The sequence below is a fragment of the Stenotrophomonas sp. LGBM10 genome (assembly GCF_046736075.1).
In the GTDB taxonomy this organism is placed as follows: domain Bacteria; phylum Pseudomonadota; class Gammaproteobacteria; order Xanthomonadales; family Xanthomonadaceae; genus Stenotrophomonas.
Genome location: NZ_CP177163.1, coordinates 433,781 through 454,571, shown reverse-complemented (window position 1 = coordinate 454,571; position 20,791 = coordinate 433,781). Strand labels below are relative to the sequence as shown.

Genomic DNA, 20,791 nt, shown 5'->3' with positions numbered 1-20,791 from the left:
TGGGGTGTTGAAATGCTGAAACGTTTTGCGAGATGCGCCAGTGTCGCGATGATGCTGTCTGCCACGGCCTGTCATGGAGACCATCAGAAGGTGTACGCCGACCTGGACGACCCTGCGTTGATGGATGCGAGCTTCACCGCACCGCAGCTGCAGCAGGATGTCGATTACCTCTTCAAACGCGTGGCCGAGCTGCATCCCGACCTGGATGCACGCCTGCCGTCGGCCGAGCGCGAGGCGCTGCGCGTTGCGCTGCGTGGCCAGGTGCGCGAGGGCATGGACCGTCGCGCGTTCCAGCGGCTGCTGGGCACGGCGACGGAGGCCTTCCGTGACGGCCACGCCGGGGTGTTCTATCCCTATCCGGAATTCAACCGTTTCAGCGCGGGTGGCGGCACCGTGTTTCCGATGACGGTGACCAGCCGCGATGGAGCGCTGTACGTCAAGCACGATTTCTCGCCGGGCACGCCGCTGGCGGCGGGCACCCGCCTGCTGTCCATCAACGGGGTTCCGGCGCAGGAAATGCTCGCAACGATGGCGCGCTATACGCGCGGTGAAAGCCAGCTGCTGCGCGAGCAGATCGCCGCGCGCGAGTTCTCGACGCTGTTGTGGCACTACTACGATGTCGATGGCCCGGCAACGGTGCGATACCAGTCGGCCACCGGCGAGGTCGAGGCCAAGGTTCCCGCACTGTCGGCCACCGCTTTCGAGGCGGGCGTGGAGAAACAGGAGGATGCCGGGGGCAGCAATGTGGCCTATCGGACCCTGGAGCAGGGCGTGGGCTACCTGGAGGTGTCCTATTTCGGGGGCGACCAGGGCGACTTCCGCAGCCGCATTGACGACGCCATTGCCACGGCGCGCAAGGACGGGGTCAAGGACCTGGTCGTGGACATCCGCAACAATCCGGGCGGCTCCACCGACAACGTCGAGACCCTGCTGTCGCGGCTGTCGGCGAAGGAGTGCCGCCTCGTCTCCGGGATCACCGAGAAGATCAACGACACCAGTGCCGGGGGCTGGTTCGCCAAGGGCAAGGCCGGCGAGCTGGTCAACGTGGACTACGATTCGACGGTGACGCCGGCCAAGGAGACCAAGCGGTTCCCCGGCAAGGTGTATCTGTTGATCGGGCCTTACACCTACTCGGCCGGCATCGTCATGGCGACGGCCGTGCAGGATTGCGCGGTCGGCACCCTGGTCGGCGAGCCGACGGCCGGCTTTGCCAACCAGACCGGGCAGATCTATTTCTTCGATCTGCCCAATACCCGGATCCGCGCCTTCGCGCCGACCCGGCTGCTGTTCCGTCCCAGTGGCGACCGCAGCGTTGGCGGAGTGCAGCCCGACCACCTGCTGACGGCGTCCGGGGCAGGGCAGGAGGCGATGGTGGAACAGGCGCGGGCGCTGGCGGTTTCCAGGCGTTGATGCGGTCGGCGAGGGGCGGTGGCGACGCGCCGCCGCTCAGGGCCGACGCACCAGCTGCACGGCGGCCGCGACATGCTGGCCGTCGCAGGCGACACGGCCCTCCAGCGGCTGCGACGTGCAGGCAGGGTGGGTTGCCGAAAAGACCTGGGCGCTGAAGCGGTCCTCCTGCCAGCGCAGTTCCACCTGCTGGAAGTCCAGGAACTCCCGCGTGGACGGGTATAGCGCCTTGTACAGCGCTTCCTTGGCGCAGAACGTCAGGGTGGCGCCAAGCTCGCGCCAGGCGGGCGGCAGGTCGCGCAGCCCTGCATGTTCGGCCTCGCGCAGCACAAGGCGGTGGACGTCCACGGGCAGCGGGCGGGCAGGTTCGAGGTCGATGCCCAGGCCGGCGGTATCGTTGCTGCTGGCCAGCGCCACGGCGCAGAGGGTGTCGCAATGGGTGATCGCGCCCACGATGCCCGCCGGCCAGAGCGGTACCCTGTCTGTGTCGTTGATCAGCGGCGCGGCTGCCTCGGCGCGACCGGCAAGCAACTGCCTGAACAACTGGCGCCCCGCCGCGTACTCGCGCTGGCGCTTGTCCACGGCGTTGGCCACCTGTGCCCGCTCCAGCGGCAGCAGCCGGCCGGGATCGGCCAACAGTGGCGGCATGCTTGCCAGCAGAACGGCATCGGGCAGCAGGGGCCGCAGCAGCATCCGGTCACGCCACGCATCAGGCCGGGCAGGCCGGCGGAAGTCCAACTCTAGACGATCCGGGCCATTCAGGCGCATGAACAGGAGACCGGCTCCTGCCTTGGATTGACCGGGAGACCTTGCCCGGCGCGGGGTGGCGGGGCATAATCGGCGGCTTCCTGCGATCTGCGTAGGAACCCTTGCCCCACCGCATTCATCCGCGGGGGGCTGTCCGGCCCCTCGGGGGCCACATCCGAAAGGTAGAAAAACATGAGTCGTCATTACGAAATCGTGTTCCTGGTCCATCCGGACCAGAGCGAACAGGTCCCGGCCATGATCGAGCGCTACAAGTCGCTGGTCGAGAACGGCAACGGCACCATCCACCGTCTGGAAGACTGGGGCCGTCGTCAGCTGGCCTACCCGATCCAGAACCTGGTGAAGGCCCACTACGTCATGCTCAACATCGAAGCCGACCAGGCCGTGCTGAGCGAGCTGGTGGAAAGCTTCCGCTTCAACGACGCCGTGCTGCGCAACCTCGTCATCAAGCGTGACGAAGCCGACACCGAGCAGTCGCTGATCATGAAGAGCAAGGACGAGAAGGGCGACAAGCCCGAGCGTGGCGAGCGTCGTCGTCGTGACGACGAAGAAGGTGAAACCACCCCCGCCGCTGACAACGAAGCCGGCGAAGACGCCGCTTCGGCCGCTTAAGGAGCACTGACATGTCCAAGTTCTTCCGTCGCCGCAAGTTCTGCAAGTTCACGGCCGAAGGTGTCAAGGAGATCGATTACAAGGATCTCAACACCCTGCGCCAGTACCTGACCGAGAACGGCAAGATCGTGCCGAGCCGCGTCACCGGTACCAAGTCGAAGTACCAGCGCCAGCTGGCAACGGCCGTCAAGCGCGCCCGTTTCCTGGCCCTGATTCCGTACACCGACAACCACGACGTCTGATGAAGGCGGGCGGCCCCCTGGTCGCCGCTTTCGTGGACCTGCCGCCCGCGCCGCAAGGCCGCGGGCGGTGTCCGGTCCACCGTTCGGATATTCGGACAGCCATCGCTGCGGGGCCACGCCTCGCTAACGAATACATATTTGGAGCTACACCATGAAGCTGATTCTTCTCCAGAAGGTCACCAACCTCGGCGGTCTGGGCGATCTGGTCGACGTGAAGCCGGGCTACGGCCGCAACTTCCTCGTCCCGACCGGCAAGGCCGTTCCGGCCACCCCGACCAACGTGGCCGAGTTCGACGCCAAGCGCGCTGATTACGAAGCCAAGGCCCAGTCGATCCACGCCGACGCCGAAGCCCGCAAGGCCAAGCTGGAAGGCGCGAGCGTCACCATCGCCGCCAATGCATCGACCGAAGGCAAGCTGTACGGCTCGGTCGGCCCGCGCGACATCGCCGAAGCCTTCACCAAGAACGGCCTGGCGCTGGAAAAGAGCGAAGTCATCCTGGGCGAAGGCGCCTTCCGCAACGTGGGCGAGTACGAGGTGACCGTTCACCTGCACGCCGACGTCGAAACCACCGTCAAGGTGGTTGTGGAAGCCGAAAAGGCCTGATCCCTGCCGAAAGGCGGGTGTCACAGAAACGGGTGCCCGCAAGGGCGCCCGTTTTTGGTTTTGGGGGTCTGGGCGCCAACGCCCCGTGGAACACCCGCCCCGCTATACTCAGGCTATCGCGTCGCCCTTGGGGCCATTGAATTCCCGAAAGATCAATGACTTGAGGGTGGAATCCGCTTCGACATCCACCACGGCGGGGGTCGCATCCGACCCTTGCCCGGAAACCAACCACGCCATGCGTCTGTCCACGATCAAGCTCTCCGGCTTCAAGTCCTTCGTCGATCCGACCACGCTGCACCTGCCGACCAACATGACCGGCGTGGTGGGGCCCAATGGCTGTGGCAAGTCCAACATCATCGACGCGGTGCGCTGGGTCATGGGCGAAAGCTCGGCCAGCCGCCTGCGCGGTGACTCGCTGACGGACGTGATCTTCTCCGGGTCCTCGGCACGCAAGCCCGTCTCGCAGGCCACCGTCGAGCTGATCTTCGACAATACCGACCACACCATTTCCGGCGAATACGCCTCGTTCAACGAAATCTCGGTCAAGCGCACGGTCAGCCGCGACGGCAGCAGCAACTACTACCTCAACGGCACCAAGTGCCGCCGCCGCGACATCACCGATCTGTTCCTCGGCACCGGCCTGGGCCCGCGCAGCTACTCCATCATCGAGCAGGGCATGATCAGCCAGATCATCGAAGCCCGGCCCGAAGACCTGCGCGTGTATCTGGAAGAGGCCGCCGGCATCTCCAAGTACAAGGAGCGCCGCAAGGAAACCGAAACCCGCATCCGTCATACCCGCGAAAACCTCGATCGCCTCAACGACCTGCGCGAGGAAATCGGCAAACAGCTCGAACACCTCAAGCGTCAGGCCCGCCAGGCCGAGCAGTACCAGGCGCTGCAGGAAGAGCGCAAGGTCAAGGATGCCGAGTGGAAGGCGCTGGAATACCGCGGCCTCGACGGTCGCCTTGGCAGCCTGCGCGATGCGTTGTCCAAGGAGGAAACGCGCCTGCAGCAGTTCATCGCCGAGCAGCGCGATGCTGAAGCCCGCATCGAAACCAGCCGCGTGCGCCGCGAGGAGGCCGCCGATGCGCTCAGCAACGCACAGGCCGAGGTCTACCAGGTGGGCAGCACGCTGGCCCGTCTTGAGCAGCAGATCCAGCATCAGCGCGAGATGTCGCAGCGACTGAACAAGGCGCGCGACGAAGCACAGCAGGCGCTGGCCGAGCTGGGCCACCACATCAGCGGCGACGAAGCCAAGCTGCTGGTTCTGCGCGAGGCCGTGGACGAGGCCGAGCCGCGCCTGGAGCACCTGCGCGAAGAGAACGAGATCAAGCAGGACGCCCTGCGCGATGCCGAAGCCCGCCTGGCCGACTGGCAGCAGCGCTGGGAAGCGCATACCCGCAATACGTCCGAAGCATCCCGCGCAGGCGAAGTCGAGCGCACCCGCGTGGACTACCTGGACCGCCAGGTGCTTGAAGCCGACCGCCGCCGCGAGGCCCTGACCGCCGAACGCGGCAGCCTCGATCTGGACGCGCTGGCCGAGGTCTTCGAGGACCTGCAGCTCAAGCACGAAACCCAGAAGGCCGCGCTCGACGGCCTCACCGAACAGGTCGAGGAGCGCAAGCAGGCCGTTGCCGGCCTGCAGGACCGCCAGCGCAGCGGGCAGACCGAACTGGCCGAGATCCGCAAGCAGGCACAGGCCGCACGCGGCCGTCTGTCATCGCTGGAAACCCTGCAGCAGGCCGCGCTTGGCCAAGAGCAGGGGGCCGCCGTTGCCTGGCTCACCTCGCAGCGGCTGGATTCAGCGGCCCGCGTGGGTGAACGCCTCACCGTGGAAAGCGGCTGGGAAAACGCCGTGGAGAGCGCGCTTGGCCAGCTGATCGAAGGCGTCCTGGTCGACAACCCCGAAGCGCTGGTGGATGCCTTGGGCGAACTCGGCGATGGCCGTCTCGCGCTGGTATCCGCCTCGCAGGACGCGCTGCAGGTTGCGCCGACCTCGCTTGCCGCCAAGGTCCAGGGCCCCACCGCGATCCGTCGCCTGCTCGCCCGTCTGCACGCCGCCGAGAACCTGTCCGAGGCGCGCGCCCTGCAGGCAGGGTTGGGCGAGGGCGATTCGGTGATCACCCGCGGTGGCGAACGGCTTGGCGAAGGCTGGGTGCGCGTCTCGCGCTCCGGTGCCGCCAAGCAGGGGGCGCTGCTGCGCGAACGCGAGATCGTGACCCTGCGCGAGCAGATCGACACCCTGCAGGCGCGCGAAGCCGAGCTTGAGCAGCGCCTGGCCGGGTTCCGCGAGCAGGTGCTGGCCGGTGAGCAGCACCGCGAGGACGCGCAGCGCCAGTTGTACCTTGCGCACCGCAGCGTGTCCGAGCTGGGCGGGCAGCTGCAGAGCCAGCAGGGCAAGGTGGAGGCGGCGCGCACCCGCATCGACCGCATCGAAGGCGAGCTGTCGCAGCTGCTGGAGACCCTGGATGCCAGCCGCGAACAGGTGCGCGAAGCGCGCGCCCGGCTCGACGATGCGGTCACCAGCATGGGCGACCTGGAATCGGTCCGCGCGGCGCTGGAAGGCGAGCGCCGGCAGCTGACCGACGCCCGCGACCACGCCCGCGATGCCGCGCGCAACGTCCGCGAGAGCGCGCATTCGCTGGCACTGACGCTGGAGTCCCAGCGTGCCCAGATCACTTCGCTGAGCCAGGCGCTGGAGCGCATGAGCAGCCAGCGCGGCCAGTTGGACACGCGTCTGGGCGAACTGCACGCGCAGCTCGACGACGGCGACTCCCCGGTGCAGGCGCTGGAGGCCGAGCACCAGAATGCACTGGGCGAGCGCGTGCGCGCCGACCGCGTGCTGGGCGAGGCGCGCACGATGCTGGAGGGTATCGATGCCGAGCTGCGCAATTTCGAACAGACCCGCCACCAGCGCGACGAGCAGGCGCTGGCGCAGCGCGAACGCATCTCCCAGCGCAAGCTCGACCAGCAGGCGCTGGTGCTGAGCGCGGAGCAGTTGTCGGCCTCGGTCGAGAAGGCCGGCTTCGTTCTGCAGGACGTGATCAACAGCCTGCCCGACGAGGCGCGCACCAGCGACTGGGAGCAGGCCGTGCACCAGATCGACGGCCGCATGCGCCGGCTGGAGCCGGTCAATCTTGCCGCGATCCAGGAATATGGCGAGGCGTCGCAGCGCTCGGAGTACCTGGACGCACAGAACACCGATCTGACCACCGCGCTGGAGACGCTGGAAGAGGCGATCCGGAAGATCGACCGCGAAACCCGCGGCCGCTTCAAGGACACCTTCGACCGGGTCAATGCCGGTGTGCAGCAGCTGTATCCGCGCCTGTTCGGCGGCGGGCATGCCTACCTCGAACTGACCGGTGAAGACCTGCTCGACACGGGCGTGGCGATCATGGCCCGCCCCCCGGGCAAGCGCGTGTCCAGCATCTCGCTGCTTTCCGGCGGCGAGAAGGCCATGACCGCCGTGGCGCTGGTGTTCGCGATCTTCCAGCTCAACCCGGCCCCGTTCTGCCTGCTGGACGAAGTGGACGCGCCGCTGGATGAAGCCAACGTCGGCCGCCTGGCCAACATGGTCAAGGAGATGAGCGAGAAGGTGCAGTTCCTGTTCGTCAGCCACAACAAGGCCACGATGGAGGCGGCGCACCAGTTGTCGGGCGTCACCATGCGCGAGCCGGGCGTGAGCCGACTGGTCAGCGTGGACCTTGAGGAAGCGGCCCGATTGGCGGGCGCGGCCTGACGTGCCATCCTTGCATACCTGAACGATTTAGCCGGAGACCCCCTCGAATGTCCGACATGGCAATGCTCCGCATCGGCATCCTGGCCGCCGGCCTGCTGTTGATCGCCGCGATCTTCCTGTTTGGCCGTCCGAAGAAGAAAATCCAGGGCCGCCGCATCGAAGGCGCCGACACCGCCGCAGGCGCGCGCCGCGAGCCCGTGCTGGGCGAAGGCGACCCTGCGGGCGCCGACGTTGGCGTGCCCGGCGATGATGGCGTGACCCAGCCCGAGCTGGGCCTGCCCGAGGTCGATGCCCCGGCCGCCAGCGACGTCGGCAAACGTGCCACCCAGGACTTCGACAAGATCGTGTCGCTGTTCGTGGCTGCGCGTGCCGGTGAGCAGCTGCGTGGCGAGGACATCGTGGTTGCGGCGGAAAAGACCGGCCTGGTGTTCGGGCACATGAACGTGTTCCATCGACTGGTCGAAGGCCACCCCGAGCGCGGCCCGATCTTCTCGATGGCCAGCATCATGAAGCCGGGCAGCTTCGACATGGCCAACATCCGCGAGATGGAAACCCCGGCGATCGCCTTCTTCCTGACCCTGCCGGCGCCGCTGACCGCGCTGGATGCGTGGGAAAAGATGCTGCCGACCGTGCAGCGCATGGGCGAACTGCTGGACGGCGTGGTGCTCGACGACAGCCGCAACGCCCTGGGCCGCCAGCGCATCGCCCACATCCGCGACGAACTGCGTGCGTACGACCGCCAGCATCAGGCGCCGCCGCTGACCAAGCCGCCGCGCTGGTAACGGCTGGCCTGATGCTGTTGAACAGCCGGGCAGAGCCCGGCTCTACGGGGTCTGGCCGGCTACGGCGGCGAACGCGGTCTGGAAGCGCGCCATTTCCGCAGCCGTGCCGACGGTGACCCGCACCCGCTGCGGCCAGATCGCCCAGCTGCGGCCGATCACCACGCCGCGTTCGGCCATCGCCGCGGCAAACGCGGTGCCATCGCGCTGCACATCGACCACAAAGCAGTTTGCTTCGGACGGCACGCAGGAGAATCCGCGCCTGCCCAGCCAGGCGATCGTGGCCTGACGGATGCGGGCATTCTCCGCTTTGCGCTGCGCGATCAGGTCCGGGTCGCGCAGGCTGGCCAGGCCGGCGGCCATCGCGGTCACCGGCAATGGGTTGTCACCGAGGCTGGCCAGCTCGCGCAGGCGATCCGGGTGCGCGGCCGCCACGCCCAGGCGCAGCCCGGCCATGCCATACAGCTTGGAGAACGTGCGCAGCACGATCAGGTCGTCGCGCTGCATCACCCCGCCGATCACCGAGCGCTGGTCGCTGTACTGCAGGTAGGCTTCATCGACCAGCACGCGGGTGCGCGCGGGTTTGTGCGCCAGCAACCAGGCGATGTCGTCGGCCGGCGTGATCGAGCCGGTGGGATTGTTGGGATTGCACAGGTAGAGCAGGCCGGCGTCGATGCGCGCGGCAGCGGCAACCATCGCCCGCACGTCGTGCGCGCCATCCCCGCGCAGCGGCACGCGCGCCACCGGCGCGCCGCGCGCGGCCGCAAGGTCGCCGAGCGCCTCGAACGTTGGATCGGCGACCACCAGCCCGGCACCGGGTCCGGTCCACACCACGGCCGCCCGGTTCAGCGGTTCGCTGGAGCCAGGGAACAACCGCACCTGTTCCTTGCCCAGCCCGTGCTGCGTGGCGAACAGGTCGCGCAGCTCGCCCGCCATCGCGAACAGATACCGCCCGCTGCGCTCCACTGCGTCGCGGGCGGCGGCCTGCGCAGCCGGTGAGGGGCCATACGGGCACTCGTTGAAGTTGAGCAGGACCGGGCCGGCCGCATCGGCCGCCGCAGCGGAGCGGGGCACGGCCGCCTGCGCGGGGGCCAGGCCCAGGGTCGACAACGCCAGGCCGGTGCCGGCCAGGTGCAGGAAGGAGCGACGGGAGGGCACGCTGGGATGTGTCACGGGGCACCACGAGCGGAGGGCAAGCCGGCACGCTAGCGCCGCTGGCGTGCGGCGGCAAGCGTTCTCCATCCGCGATAAAATCGGCAGCCCCTTCAGGATTGCCGCCCGCATGAGCCCCAGCCCCGCCGAACGTGCCGACGTCCTGCGCCGCCAGATCGAGGATGCCGGCAAGGCGTACCACGAGCGCGACGAGCTGCTGATTCCCGACGCGGAGTACGACGCGCTGGTGCGTGAGCTGGAAGCGCTGGAGCAGGCGCACCCCGAGCTGGCCCGTAGCGATTCGCCGACCCAGCGGGTGGGCGGCAAGGCCTCTTCGCGCTTCGCCGAAGTTCGCCACGCCGTGCCGATGCTGTCGCTCGGCAATGCGTTCAGCGATGAGGAAGTTCAGGATTTCGTACGCCGCATCGGTGAGCGCCTGCGCCGTGATGCGCTGTACTTCTCGGCCGAACCGAAGCTGGATGGCCTGGCGATCAGCCTGCGCTACCAGGACGGCCGGTTCGTGCAGGGCGCTACCCGGGGCGATGGCGCCACGGGCGAGGATGTCACTGCCAACCTGCGCCAGATCAGCGTGATTCCGCAGCAGCTGCAGGGCGAAGGCTGGCCCGAGGTGCTTGAGGTGCGCGGCGAGGTCTACATGGCGCGCGCCGATTTCGAGGCGTACAACGCCGACGCCCGCCTGCACGAAGGCAAGGTGCTGGCCAATCCGCGCAATGCCGCGGCCGGCTCGCTGCGCCAGCTCGATCCGAAGATGAGCGCCCGGCGCAAACTGAGCTTCTATGCCTACGGCACGGGCGAGGTGCAGGGCGGCGAACTGCCGGCCACGCACTCGGCCACCCTGGCGCAACTGCGCGCGTGGGGCTTCCCGGTCAGCGATCTGTGCCAGGTGGTGGAAGGCAGCGACGGCCTGCTGGCGTACTACCGTGACATCGGCGAGCGCCGCGACGGGCTTGCCTTCGACATCGACGGCGTGGTCTACAAACTCGATGACCGCGCCGGGCAGGAACAGATGGGCTTCGTCTCCCGCGCACCGCGGTGGGCGATCGCGCACAAGTTCCCGGCGCAGGAACAGACCACGACTGTGGAGGCCATCGAGATCCAGATCGGGCGCACCGGTGCGGCCACGCCCGTGGCACGTCTGAACCCGGTGGCCGTGGCCGGGGTGATCGTGTCCAACGCCACCCTGCACAACGCCGATCAGATCGCGCGGCTGGATGTTCGCGTTGGCGACACCGTGATCGTGCGCCGTGCCGGCGATGTGATTCCGGAGGTGGTGAGCGTGATCGCCGAACGCCGGCCGGCCGGCACCGCACCGTGGCAGATGCCCACGCACTGCCCGGTATGTGGCGCGGAGATCGTGCGCGAAGAGGGCGCGGCCGCGTGGCGCTGCTCGGGCGAGCTGAGCTGTCCGGCGCAGCGCAAGGAGGCCATCGCGCACTTCGCCTCGCGCCGTGCGATGGACATTGATGGCCTGGGCGGCAAGTACATCGACACCCTGGTCGACGCCGGCATCGTGCGCAGCGTGGCCGACCTGTACCGGCTGCAGCGCGATCAGCTGCTGCAGTTGAAGCTGGTGCTGGACGCCGAGTCGCCCGAGGCGCTGGCCAGCCAGATCGGCGCGCATCTGCCGCCGGAAGGCAGTGGCGACTACCTGCGCGCGATCCTGCAGCTGGATGGCCGTGACGAGACCTGGCGCGCGCAGGCGCTGGCGATGCCGGCGTCCTTCGTCTGGAACACGAAAAAGATTGCCACGCGTTGGGCCGACAACCTGATCGCGGCCATCGATGCCAGCCGTGACACCACGCTGGAGCGCCTGCTGTTCGCGCTGGGCATCGAACATGTGGGCGAAAGCACGGCCAAGGCGCTGGCCGCCTGGTTCGGCGACCTGGACCTGATCCGCCGGCTGCCGTGGCCCCTGTTCAAGCGTGTACCGGACATCGGCGGCGAAGTGGCGCGCTCGCTCGGTCACTTCTTCGAGCAGGACGGCAACCAGAAGGCCATCGACGCGTTGCTGACGATCGGCAACGTGCGCATCACCGACACGCACAAACCGTCGGCCAAGCTGCGCGACGGCCTGGATTTCGCCCAGGTGCTGGTGGAGGCCGAAATCCCGGGCATCACCCGCCTGCGCGCCGAGAAGCTGGTCGCCGCATTGCCTGACGCTGAAACGCTGCTGGATGCCGAGCCGGTGCGTTTCGTCGCCGCCGGGCTGCCCAACGAGGTCGCGCTTGGCTTGGCCGACTGGCTCTACCGCGACGGTCATGGCGACATGCTGCTCAAGGCCGAGGCCCGCCGGCAGGAACTGCTGACGCTGGCCCCGGCCCAGGCCGAGCAGGCCGCTGGACCGCTGGACGGGCAGACCGTGGTGCTGACCGGCACCCTGGCGCAGATGACCCGCGACGATGCCAAGGCGCGGCTGGAAGCGCTGGGCGCCAAGGTATCCGGCAGCGTGTCGAAGAAGACCGCGTTCGTGGTGGCCGGCACCGAGGCGGGCTCCAAGCTGACCAAGGCGCAGGAGCTGGGCGTGGCGGTCTGGGACGAAGACCGCCTGCTGGCCTACCTGGCCGAACACTGATCCTCACGAGACTCCGCATGCATACCGTTCCCCTCGATTTCCGCCTGGCCACCGTGGCCGATACCGACCTGCTGATCGGGCTGATGCGCGACTTCTACGCCGAGGACAAGCTCGACTTCGATCCGGCGCGCGTGCGCACGGCGCTGGTGGCCCTGCTCGAGGAGCCACGCAACGGCGAAGTGCTGCTGTGGTTGTCCGCGACGGGCGAGGTGGTGGGCTATGCAGCGCTGGCGATGGGCTTCAGCCTGGAGCAGGGCGGGCACTTCGCGCTGCTCGATGAGCTGTACCTGCAGCACGCCGCACGCGGGCGTGGGCGCGGCAAGCAGGCGCTGGCGATCCTGGAACAGCGCGCCAACGCGCGCGGCGTCGCACGCATGCGCCTGGAAGTGAACCACCACAACGAACTGGCGCGCCGCCTGTACCTGGCCACCGGTTACGTGGACGACACTCGCGACCTGCTGACCCTGCCGCTGGCCGAACGCCTGCGTGACGCACGCGCATGATCGCCGCCCTGCGCCAGCGCGCCGCGCTCAATGCGCTCATCCGCGAGTTCTTCGCCACGCGCGACGTGCTCGAAGTGGAAACGCCGATCCTGTCGGTGGCCGGCAATACCGAACCCAACATCGACAGTTTCCACACCCGTTTCAGCGGTCACGTCGATGCCGGCCCGGCGCAGCGCTGGCTGCGCACCTCGCCGGAGTATCCGCTCAAGCGCCTGCTCGCTGCCGGCGTGGGCGACTGCTATGAGCTGGGCCGGGTGTTCCGTAACGGCGAAGCCGGTGGCCGCCACAATCCCGAGTTCACCATGCTCGAGTGGTACCGGGTGGGGTGGGATCATCACCGTCTGATCGGCGAAACCGCGGCGCTGGTGCGCGCGGCCCTGTCGCTGGTGCAGCGCGAGGCGCGTCTGGAGATCATCGACTACCGCAGCCTGTACCGGCGCCAGCTCGGCGTGGACCCGTTCGAGGCAAGCCTGGAGGCACTGCGCGCGCCGCTGTCGGACATCCGCATCGATGCGCAGGGACTGACCCGCGACGACTGGCTGGACCTGCTGATGACCCACTGCATCCAGCCCGCGTTTGGTGACGATACTATGACGGTGGTGCACGACTGGCCCGCCACCCAGGCCGCGCTGGCGCGGGTGCGTCCCGGTACGCCGGCGCTGGCGGAACGCTTCGAGCTGTACCTGGGGCCGGTCGAACTGGCCAACGGCTATCACGAGCTGAACGATGCCGCCGAACAGCGCGCACGTTTCGAACGCGATCATGCCGTCCGGCGCCTGCGCGGTGCGGTGCTGCCGCCCCTGGACGAGGCATTGCTGGACGCGTTGCCGCAGCTTCCCGACTGCGCGGGCGTGGCGGTGGGTGTGGACCGGCTGTTGATGGCGATGAACGGCACGCCTGCCATCGCCGATGTCCTGGCCATCGATTTCGCCCGGGCCTGAACGGTTTTCAGGCAATGGCGTCTTGCGCGACGTGGATGATGATGCTCTGATCACACCCGATGTCAGAAGGTGTCATGCGTGATCGTTCAGTTGCGGCGGGGACCGTGTCGATGAAGGTGTTGGCCAGCGCAGGCATGCCGCTATGTTCGTTGTTGCTGTGGGCGGGGCTGGCATCGCCGGCCGTGGCGCAGTCGTCCGGCTATGCCGGACAGGTGGTGCGCTGCGAATCGCGCGACATGGAATGGGTGCATTGCGACATGCCCGTGGACGGTGGCGTGGACATGGTCCGCCAGTTGTCCGAGAACACCTGCGTGCGTGGCTCGGAGTGGGGCACCGATCGTTCCGGTGTGTGGGTGACGCTGGGGTGCCGTGCCGAGTTCCGCGCCCGCACTCCCGTCGCGGCAAAGCGCGAAGGTCAACGGTTGACGCGGCGCGTGGTGCGCTGCGAATCCAACGGCCGCCCGCAGAACTGCCCGGTGGTGCTGCAGGGCGCACCCGTGCGTCTGCTGCGCCAGTTGTCCGCGCTGCCGTGCCGGGAAAACCACAGCTGGGGTGTGCGGCGCAACGAGATCTGGGTCACCCGCGGCTGCCAGGGCGATTTCGAGGTGGGGGCCGCCGATGGCTCCGGCTTCCTGATGGTGCCGCGCCTGCTGACCTGCGAATCCAAATCGCGCCAGCGTCGCTTCTGCGGCGCCAGCATCAACCACGGCGCCACCCTGTCCAGGCAGTTGTCCGGCAGCCCGTGCGAGCAGGGGCGGACCTGGGGCTGGGACGCGCGCGGGGTATGGGTGGACGACGGTTGCCGCGCCGAGTTCTCGGTCAACTGATCTGGCCGCATGGCCGGGCCTGACCCGGCGGCGGCACGCCGCTACAATGGCGGAATGAACGCATCCACCGACATCGACTACGCCCGTTACGACCATATCCGCCCCATCCTGTGGACCGGTCAATCCCTGCAACTGCTGGACCAGCGCAAGCTGCCGTTCGTGGTCGAGCACGTGGAGTGCCGTGACAGCGATGCCGTCGCCGAGGCCATCCACGCGCTGACCGTGCGTGGCGCGCCTGCCATCGGCATTGCGGCGGCGTGGGGTGCGGTGCTGGCCGCCAACGATGTTCAGGCCGATGACGGCGCGCAGGCGCTGCGCATGCTGGAGCCGGCGCTGCAGCGCCTCAATGCCGCGCGACCGACCGCCGTCAACCTGGCCTGGGCCCTGGCGCGCATGCGCCGCGCCCTGGCCCCTGCCGGCAGCGACTGGCGCCAGGTGCTGGTGACCGAAGCGCAGGCCATCGCCGATGAGGATCTGGCGGCCAACCGCCACATGGGCGCACTGGGCGCCGGGCTGATCGAGGCCGGCAGCGGCGTGCTGACCCACTGCAACACCGGTTCGCTGGCCACCGCCGGCTTCGGCACCGCGCTCGGCGTGATCCGCGCCGGCATGGCCCAGCACCGCATCGCCCGCGTGTTCGCCGGCGAGACCCGCCCGTGGCTGCAGGGCGCCCGCCTGACCGTGTGGGAACTGCAGCAGGACGGTATCGACGCTACCCTGATCGCCGATTCGGCCGCCTCGCACCTCATGAAGACCGGGGCGGTGCAGTGGGTGATCGTCGGTGCGGACCGCATCTGCGCCAATGGCGATACGGCCAACAAGATCGGGACCTACCAGCTGGCCATCGCCGCGCGCCATCACGGGGTGAAGGTCATGGTGGTGGCGCCGTCGTCCACGGTGGACATGGACACCGCCGACGGCGACCAGATCGAGATCGAGCAGCGCGATCCCGGCGAGCTGTACGGCGTGGGCGGGGTCCGTACGGTGGCCGAGGGCATCGCCGCCTGGAACCCGGTGTTCGATGTCACCCCGGGCGCCCTGATCGATGCCATCGTGACCGAGCGCGGGGTGATCCTGAACCCGACCACGGCCAATATGCGGGCCGCCTTCGGGGAAGCCCCCGCAACGGCCCCGTAAGTTCCTGATTCTTGCCGGTAAAACCCCGGTAAAACGAGGCGGGAAACGGCCCGTTGTGGTAGACTTCAACGGTTAATCGAGATTCCGGCGCGGCCGCCCCGAAAGGGCTGGCTGCGACGGACTGGACCGCTACCAGACAACGGAACCCGAATGGCAGAAACCGCCAAGGAAATCATCCAGGTCAACCTGGAAGACGAGATGCGCAAGAGCTACCTCGATTACGCGATGAGCGTGATCGTGGGCCGCGCCCTCCCGGATGCGCGCGATGGCCTCAAGCCGGTGCATCGCCGCGTGCTGTTCGCGATGAGTGAACTGAACGCGCACAGCAACAAGCCTTACTTCAAGTCGGCGCGTATCGTCGGTGACGTCATCGGTAAGTACCACCCGCATGGCGACCAGTCGGTGTACGACACCCTGGTGCGCCTGGCGCAGCCGTTCTCGCTGCGCTACATGCTGGTTGATGGCCAGGGTAACTTCGGTTCGGTCGACGGCGACTCCGCCGCGGCGATGCGTTACACCGAAGCGCGCATGTCCAAGCTCACCCACGAGCTGATGGCGGACATCGACAAGGAAACCGTCGATTTCCAGCCCAACTACGACGAAAAGGAACTGGAACCGACGGTCATGCCGACCCGGTTCCCGAACCTGCTGGTCAACGGTTCGGCCGGTATCGCGGTGGGCATGGCGACCAACATCCCGCCGCACAACCTGACCGAATCGATCAATGCGTGCATCGCGCTGATCGACAATCCCGCCATCGACGTCGACGGCCTGATGGAGTACATCCCGGGCCCGGACTTCCCGACCGCGGGCATCATCAACGGCACCGCCGGCATCGTTGCCGGCTACCGGACCGGTCGTGGCCGGGTGCGCATCCGCGCCAAGGCCGATATCGAAGTGGCCGACAACGGCCGCGAATCGATCATCGTCACCGAGATTCCGTACCAGGTGAACAAGGCCCGGTTGATCGAGAAGATCGCCGAGCTGGTCAAGGAAAAGAAGCTCGAAGGCATCAGCGAGCTGCGCGATGAGTCCGACAAGGACGGCATGCGCATCTACATCGAAATCAAGCGCGGCGAGTCGGCGGAAGTTGTCCTGAACAACCTCTACCAGCAGACCCAGATGGAGTCGGTGTTCGGCATCAACATGGTGGCGCTTGTCGATGGCCGCCCGCAGTTGATGAACCTCAAGCAGCTGCTCGAGGCCTTCGTGCGCCACCGCCGCGAGGTGGTCACCCGCCGCACCGTGTTCGAGCTGCGCAAGGCGCGCGCCCGTGCGCACGTGCTGGAAGGTCTGACCGTCGCGCTGGCCAACATCGACGAGATGATCGAACTGATCAAGACCTCGCCCAATCCCAATGAAGCGCGCGAACGCATGCTCGCCCGCCTGTGGGAACCCGGCCTGGTCGGTTCGATGCTCGGTGCCGCCGGTGCCGAAACCTCGCGTCCGGACGACCTGCCCAAGGGCGTGGGCCTGATCGAGGGCGGCTATCAGCTGACCGAGATCCAGGCGACCCAGATCCTGGAAATGCGCCTGCACCGCCTGACTGGGCTGGAGCAGGACCGCCTGACCGAGGAATACAAGCAGCTGCTGGAAACGATCGCCGGGCTGATCCATATCCTGGAAGATCCGGACCGCCTGCTGCAGGTCATCCGCGAAGAACTGATCAACGTGCGTACCGAGTTCGGCGACGAGCGCCGCACCGAGATCCGCCACAGCGAAGAAGACCTGGACATCCTCGACCTGATCGCGCCGGAAGACGTGGTGGTCACCCTGTCGCACGCCGGCTACGTCAAGCGCCAGCCGGTCAGCGCCTACCGGGCCCAGCGCCGCGGTGGCCGCGGCCGCAGCGCGGCGTCGACCAAGGAAGAGGATTTCATCGAGCAGCTGTGGCTGGTCAACACGCACGACACGCTGCTGACCTTCACCAGCTCGGGCAAGGTGTTCTGGCTGCCGGTGCATCAGCTGCCGGAAGCCGGTTCCAATGCACGCGGCCGCCCGATCATCAACTGGATTCCGCTGGAATCCGGTGAGAAGGTGCAGGCCGTGCTGCCGGTGCGCGAGTACGCAGAAGGCCAGTTCGTGTTCTTCGCCACCCGCAACGGTACCGTCAAGAAGACCCCGCTCAGCGAGTTCGCGTTCCGTCTGGCCCGAGGCAAGATCGCCATCAATCTCGATGACGGCGACGCGCTGGTGGGTGTCGGCCTGACCGACGGCGAGCGCGACATCCTGCTGTTCGCCTCCAACGGCAAGACCGTGCGCTTCGGTGAAGACAAGGTCCGCTCGATGGGCCGAACCGCCACCGGCGTGCGCGGCATCAAGATGCCCAAGGGCGAGGAAGTGGTCAGCCTGATCGTCGCCGAGAGTGCCGGCGGCAACGAGGACGAGAACGAGGACGACACCGTCATCGACGATGCCGTGGTCGAGAATGGCGATGCCGTGATCGAAAACGCGGCTGATGACGACAGCGCGCTGTACATCCTCACCGCCACCGAGAACGGCTACGGCAAGCGCACCCCGCTGCCGGATTACCCGCGCAAGGGACGTGGTACCCAGGGCGTGATCGGCATCCAGACCACCGAGCGCAACGGCAAGCTGGTCAGCGCGGTGCTGATGGGGCCGCGCGATGAAGTGCTGCTGATCTCCGATGGCGGCACCCTGGTGCGTACGCGCAGTTCGGAAATCTCGCGCGTGGGCCGCAACACCCAGGGCGTCACCCTGATCCGCCTGTCCAAGGACGAGAAGCTGCAGGCGGTCGAGCGCATGGATGCCTCGCTGGATGACGGTGCCGACGAAGAGGGCGCCGATGAGGCGGCCGCGACGGGTGTCGTGCCGGTGGTGGCACCGCCGGAGGCGTAACGCGGTTGCGCTGGAGTACCACGGAAAACGCCGGCGCCTGCCGGCGTTTTTCGTTATGGCCCCGGGCGCGGCGGGAAAGAACGCGCCGCGTTCACGACCCCGGTGGGATAAGGGCCGGGGGAAAAGGAGCGCATCATGTCCACCACGACGCAGACCGGTTACGCCCGCCATTGGCTGCTGGGTGTGCTGGCGATGATCCTGCTGGTCCTTGGCGCGGTCCTCGCGCTGGGCGGCGGCTGGTTGGCCCGCCTCGGCGGCTCCTGGTACTACGTGCTGGCCGGGCTGGGCCTGCTGGTCGCCGGTGTACAGCTGTGGCGTGGGCGGACCAGCGGCGCGTGGTGCTTCGCGCTGGTGTTCGTGGGGACCGTGCTGTGGACCTGGTGGGAGTCGGGTAGCGATTACTGGCGCTGGGTGCCGCGCCTGGGGCTGATGGTGGCGCTGGCTTTCGTGCTCTGCCTGCTGCTGCCGCGCCTGCAACGCCCGGCATCGCGCGCCGTGTCGCGCAGTCTGGCCGGCGTGCTGGCGCTGGTGTTCGTGGGTGCCTTCAGTCTGGCGTTCGTGCCGCATGGGGTCACCGCCGCCGATGGCGCTTTCCCCGAGCCGGTGGTTGCCGCCGGGCTGGCCCCGACCGCCGAGGCAGCGCTGCAGCCGGCCGACCGTCCCGTCGATGGGGACTGGGCCGCGTACGGCCGCAACAATGCCGCCACGCGGTTCTCGCCGCTGCAGCAGATCACGCCGGACAACGTGGGTACCCTGCAGCAGGCATGGGTGTTCCGTACCGGCGACCTGCCCGACAAGCGGTGGGGCGCGGAAACCACGCCATTGAAGATCGGCGACAGCGTGTACCTGTGCACCGCGCGGAATCAGCTGATCGCGCTCGATGCCAGCGATGGGCGCGAGCGCTGGCGCTTCGATCCCAAGGTCAAAAACGCCTCCATTCCGTATACCGCCGCGTGCCGTGGCGTGTCCTATTACGAGGTGCCGGCCACCGCTCAGGACGCCGCTCTGGCCGACGTCGCCGCCGACCTGGCCGTGCCGCAGGCGGGGGTACCGGTGCTCACCCAGGTGCCGCGGGGCGCGTGTGCGGCGCGGATCATCGAGGGCACGCTGGACGGCCGGCTGATTGCGGTCGATGCCGCCACCGGCAAACCGTGCGCCGGTTTCGGCAACAACGGGCAGGTCGACATCACCCTCGGCATGGGCGAAACGCCGCCGGGCTATGTGTCGATCACGTCGCCGCCGGCCATCGTGCAGGGTGTGATCGTGACCGGCCACCAGGTGCTGGATGGCCAGCGCCGCGACGCGCCCTCCGGCGTGATCCAGGCCTACGATGCCGTTACCGGCAAGCTGCGCTGGGCCTGGGACATGGACCAGCCGACGCGCAGCGGCGCGCCGCCGCAGGGCCAGACCTACACCCGTGGCACCCCGAACATGTGGACCACCGCCACCGGCGATGATGCATTGGGGCTGGTCTACCTGCCGATGGGCAATTCGGCGGGCGACTACTGGAGCGGATCGCGCACGGAGAACCAGAACCGCTATGCGACCTCGCTGGTGGCCATCGACGTCAACACCGGCAAGCCGGTGTGGCACTTCCAGGCGGTACGCAAGGATGTGTGGGACTACGACATGGGCTCGCAGGCCACGCTGGTGGACTATCCCACCGCCGCCGGCAAGGTGCCGGCCATCCTGCTGCCGACCAAACAGGGCGACATGTACGTGCTGGATCGGCGCACCGGCCAGCTGCTGACCCCCGCCGAAGAGCGCACCGTGCCTGGCGGCGGGGTGGAGCCGGAGCAGCGTTCGCCTACCCAGTTGTTCTCGCTGTATCACACGCTGCGCAAGCCGGACCTGACCGAGCGCGACATGTGGGGCATGACGCCGATCGACCAGCTGGTCTGCCGCATCCAGTTCCGCAAGGCCAGCTATGACGGCTTCTACACGCCGCCCACGGCCGACCGGCATTCCATCGAGTACCCCGGCTACAACGGCGGCTCGGACTGGGGCAGTGTCGCGGTGGACCCGCGACGCGGCGTGATCGTGGCCAACTACAACGACATGCCCAACTACAACCTGCTGGTACCCCGCGCCACGGCGGACAAGCTGGGCTGGCTGCCGCGCGAGGATGTGCGCGCCGACAAGGGCGGCGCCGAAGGGGCAGGGGACCCGCAGGTGGGCACGCCGTACGCGATCGACGTCAACGCCGGTTGGCGGCTGCCGTTCACCAAGCTGCTGTGCAAGCAGCCGCCCTACGGCGGCATCCGCGCGGTCGATCTGCGCACCGGCAGGACCCTGTGGGACCGCCCGTTCGGCAGCGCCCGCGGCAACGGCCCGTTCGGCATCCGCTCCGGCCTGCCGATCGAGATCGGCACGCCGAACAACGGCGGTTCGGTGGTCACTGCCAGCGGTCTGGTCTTCATCGCTGCGGCCACCGACGACCTGCTGCGTGCCATCGACCTCAAGACCGGCAAGGAACTCTGGCACGCCGCGCTGCCCGCCGGCGGTCAGGCCAACCCGATGATCTACGAGCAGAACGGGCGCCAGTACGTGGTCATCATGGCCGGCGGCCACCACTTCATGGAGACCCCGGCAGGCGACTACGTCATCGCATACGCGCTGCCGAAAGGATAA

At 68.0% G+C, this 20,791-nt stretch carries 16 protein-coding genes; 13 read left to right on the top strand and 3 right to left on the bottom strand.

Translation table 11 applies throughout. The features are described 5' to 3' along the window. Nucleotides 1-90: 90 nt before the first annotated feature. Entirely contained in the window at nt 91-1,410 is a 1,320-nt protein-coding gene (locus ACLB90_RS02000) for a S41 family peptidase (protein ID WP_411851386.1), read from the top strand. Nucleotides 1,411-1,446: 36 nt separating this feature from the next. Here ACLB90_RS02000 and ACLB90_RS01995 read toward each other — a convergent pair whose 3' ends face one another. After that, on the bottom strand, nt 1,447-2,100 hold the full coding sequence (locus ACLB90_RS01995) for a 4'-phosphopantetheinyl transferase family protein (protein ID WP_411851385.1): 654 nt from the start codon (nt 2,098-2,100) through the stop codon (nt 1,447-1,449). Nucleotides 2,101-2,346: 246 nt separating this feature from the next. Here ACLB90_RS01995 and rpsF point away from each other — a divergent pair, with 246 nt between their 5' ends. The 3 genes from rpsF to rplI all read left to right on the top strand — a co-directional run bounded on the left by rpsF (nt 2,347) and on the right by rplI (nt 3,630). Continuing rightward, on the top strand, nt 2,347-2,784 hold the full coding sequence (gene rpsF / locus ACLB90_RS01990; RefSeq protein ID WP_017355346.1) for a 30S ribosomal protein S6: 438 nt from the start codon (nt 2,347-2,349) through the stop codon (nt 2,782-2,784). An 11-nt stretch (nt 2,785-2,795) separates the two neighbouring features. After that, nucleotides 2,796-3,026, top strand: a complete 231-nt coding sequence (gene rpsR, locus ACLB90_RS01985) for a 30S ribosomal protein S18 (protein WP_002804494.1) — start codon at nt 2,796-2,798, stop codon at nt 3,024-3,026. Between the two features lie 151 nt (nt 3,027-3,177). Continuing rightward, entirely contained in the window at nt 3,178-3,630 is a 453-nt protein-coding gene (gene rplI, locus ACLB90_RS01980; protein ID WP_411851384.1) for a 50S ribosomal protein L9, read from the top strand. A gap of 108 nt (nt 3,631-3,738) precedes the next feature. On the opposite strand, the gene ACLB90_RS01975 is transcribed toward rplI, so the two are convergent. Continuing rightward, entirely contained in the window at nt 3,739-3,867 is a 129-nt protein-coding gene (locus ACLB90_RS01975; RefSeq protein WP_411851383.1) for a hypothetical protein, read from the bottom strand. Between ACLB90_RS01975 and smc the strand changes: the two genes are divergently transcribed. Both smc and zipA read left to right on the top strand, forming a co-directional pair. After that, nucleotides 3,866-7,369, top strand: a complete 3,504-nt coding sequence (smc, locus tag ACLB90_RS01970) for a chromosome segregation protein SMC (RefSeq protein ID WP_411851382.1) — start codon at nt 3,866-3,868, stop codon at nt 7,367-7,369. The genes ACLB90_RS01975 and smc overlap by 2 nt on opposite strands. Before the next feature lie 47 nt (nt 7,370-7,416). Continuing rightward, nucleotides 7,417-8,151, top strand: coding sequence for a cell division protein ZipA (gene zipA, locus ACLB90_RS01965; RefSeq protein WP_411851381.1), 735 nt, complete (start codon nt 7,417-7,419; stop codon nt 8,149-8,151). 42 nt (nt 8,152-8,193) lie between these two features. Here zipA and ACLB90_RS01960 read toward each other — a convergent pair whose 3' ends face one another. After that, on the bottom strand, nt 8,194-9,321 hold the full coding sequence (locus ACLB90_RS01960; RefSeq protein WP_411851380.1) for a pyridoxal phosphate-dependent aminotransferase: 1,128 nt from the start codon (nt 9,319-9,321) through the stop codon (nt 8,194-8,196). Between the two features lie 109 nt (nt 9,322-9,430). On the opposite strand from ACLB90_RS01960, the gene ligA reads away from it, so the two are divergent. The 7 genes from ligA (at nt 9,431) to ACLB90_RS01925 (ending at nt 20,791) form a co-directional block, all read left to right on the top strand. Further along, nucleotides 9,431-11,893 (top strand): NAD-dependent DNA ligase LigA, encoded by a 2,463-nt coding sequence (ligA, locus tag ACLB90_RS01955; protein ID WP_411851379.1) that lies wholly within the window; start codon nt 9,431-9,433, stop codon nt 11,891-11,893. Nucleotides 11,894-11,910: 17 nt separating this feature from the next. Next, nucleotides 11,911-12,396, top strand: a complete 486-nt coding sequence (locus tag ACLB90_RS01950) for an N-acetyltransferase family protein (RefSeq protein WP_411851378.1) — start codon at nt 11,911-11,913, stop codon at nt 12,394-12,396. Next, complete coding sequence (gene epmA / locus ACLB90_RS01945) at nt 12,393-13,337, top strand: EF-P lysine aminoacylase EpmA (protein ID WP_411851377.1); 945 nt, start codon at nt 12,393-12,395, stop codon at nt 13,335-13,337. Before ACLB90_RS01950 ends, epmA begins: the two co-directional genes overlap by 4 nt. A gap of 110 nt (nt 13,338-13,447) precedes the next feature. Then, nucleotides 13,448-14,164, top strand: coding sequence for a DUF3011 domain-containing protein (locus ACLB90_RS01940; RefSeq protein WP_411852675.1), 717 nt, complete (start codon nt 13,448-13,450; stop codon nt 14,162-14,164). A 54-nt stretch (nt 14,165-14,218) separates the two neighbouring features. Further along, a complete protein-coding gene (gene mtnA, locus ACLB90_RS01935; protein ID WP_411851376.1) occupies nt 14,219-15,301 on the top strand; it encodes an S-methyl-5-thioribose-1-phosphate isomerase in 1,083 nt (360 codons plus the stop codon). A gap of 150 nt (nt 15,302-15,451) precedes the next feature. After that, the gene (gene gyrA, locus ACLB90_RS01930) at nt 15,452-18,160 is read left to right on the top strand and encodes a DNA gyrase subunit A (protein WP_411851375.1); all 2,709 of its coding nucleotides are present in this window, start codon (nt 15,452-15,454) and stop codon (nt 18,158-18,160) included. A 135-nt stretch (nt 18,161-18,295) separates the two neighbouring features. Then, entirely contained in the window at nt 18,296-20,791 is a 2,496-nt protein-coding gene (locus ACLB90_RS01925; RefSeq protein WP_411851374.1) for a membrane-bound PQQ-dependent dehydrogenase, glucose/quinate/shikimate family, read from the top strand.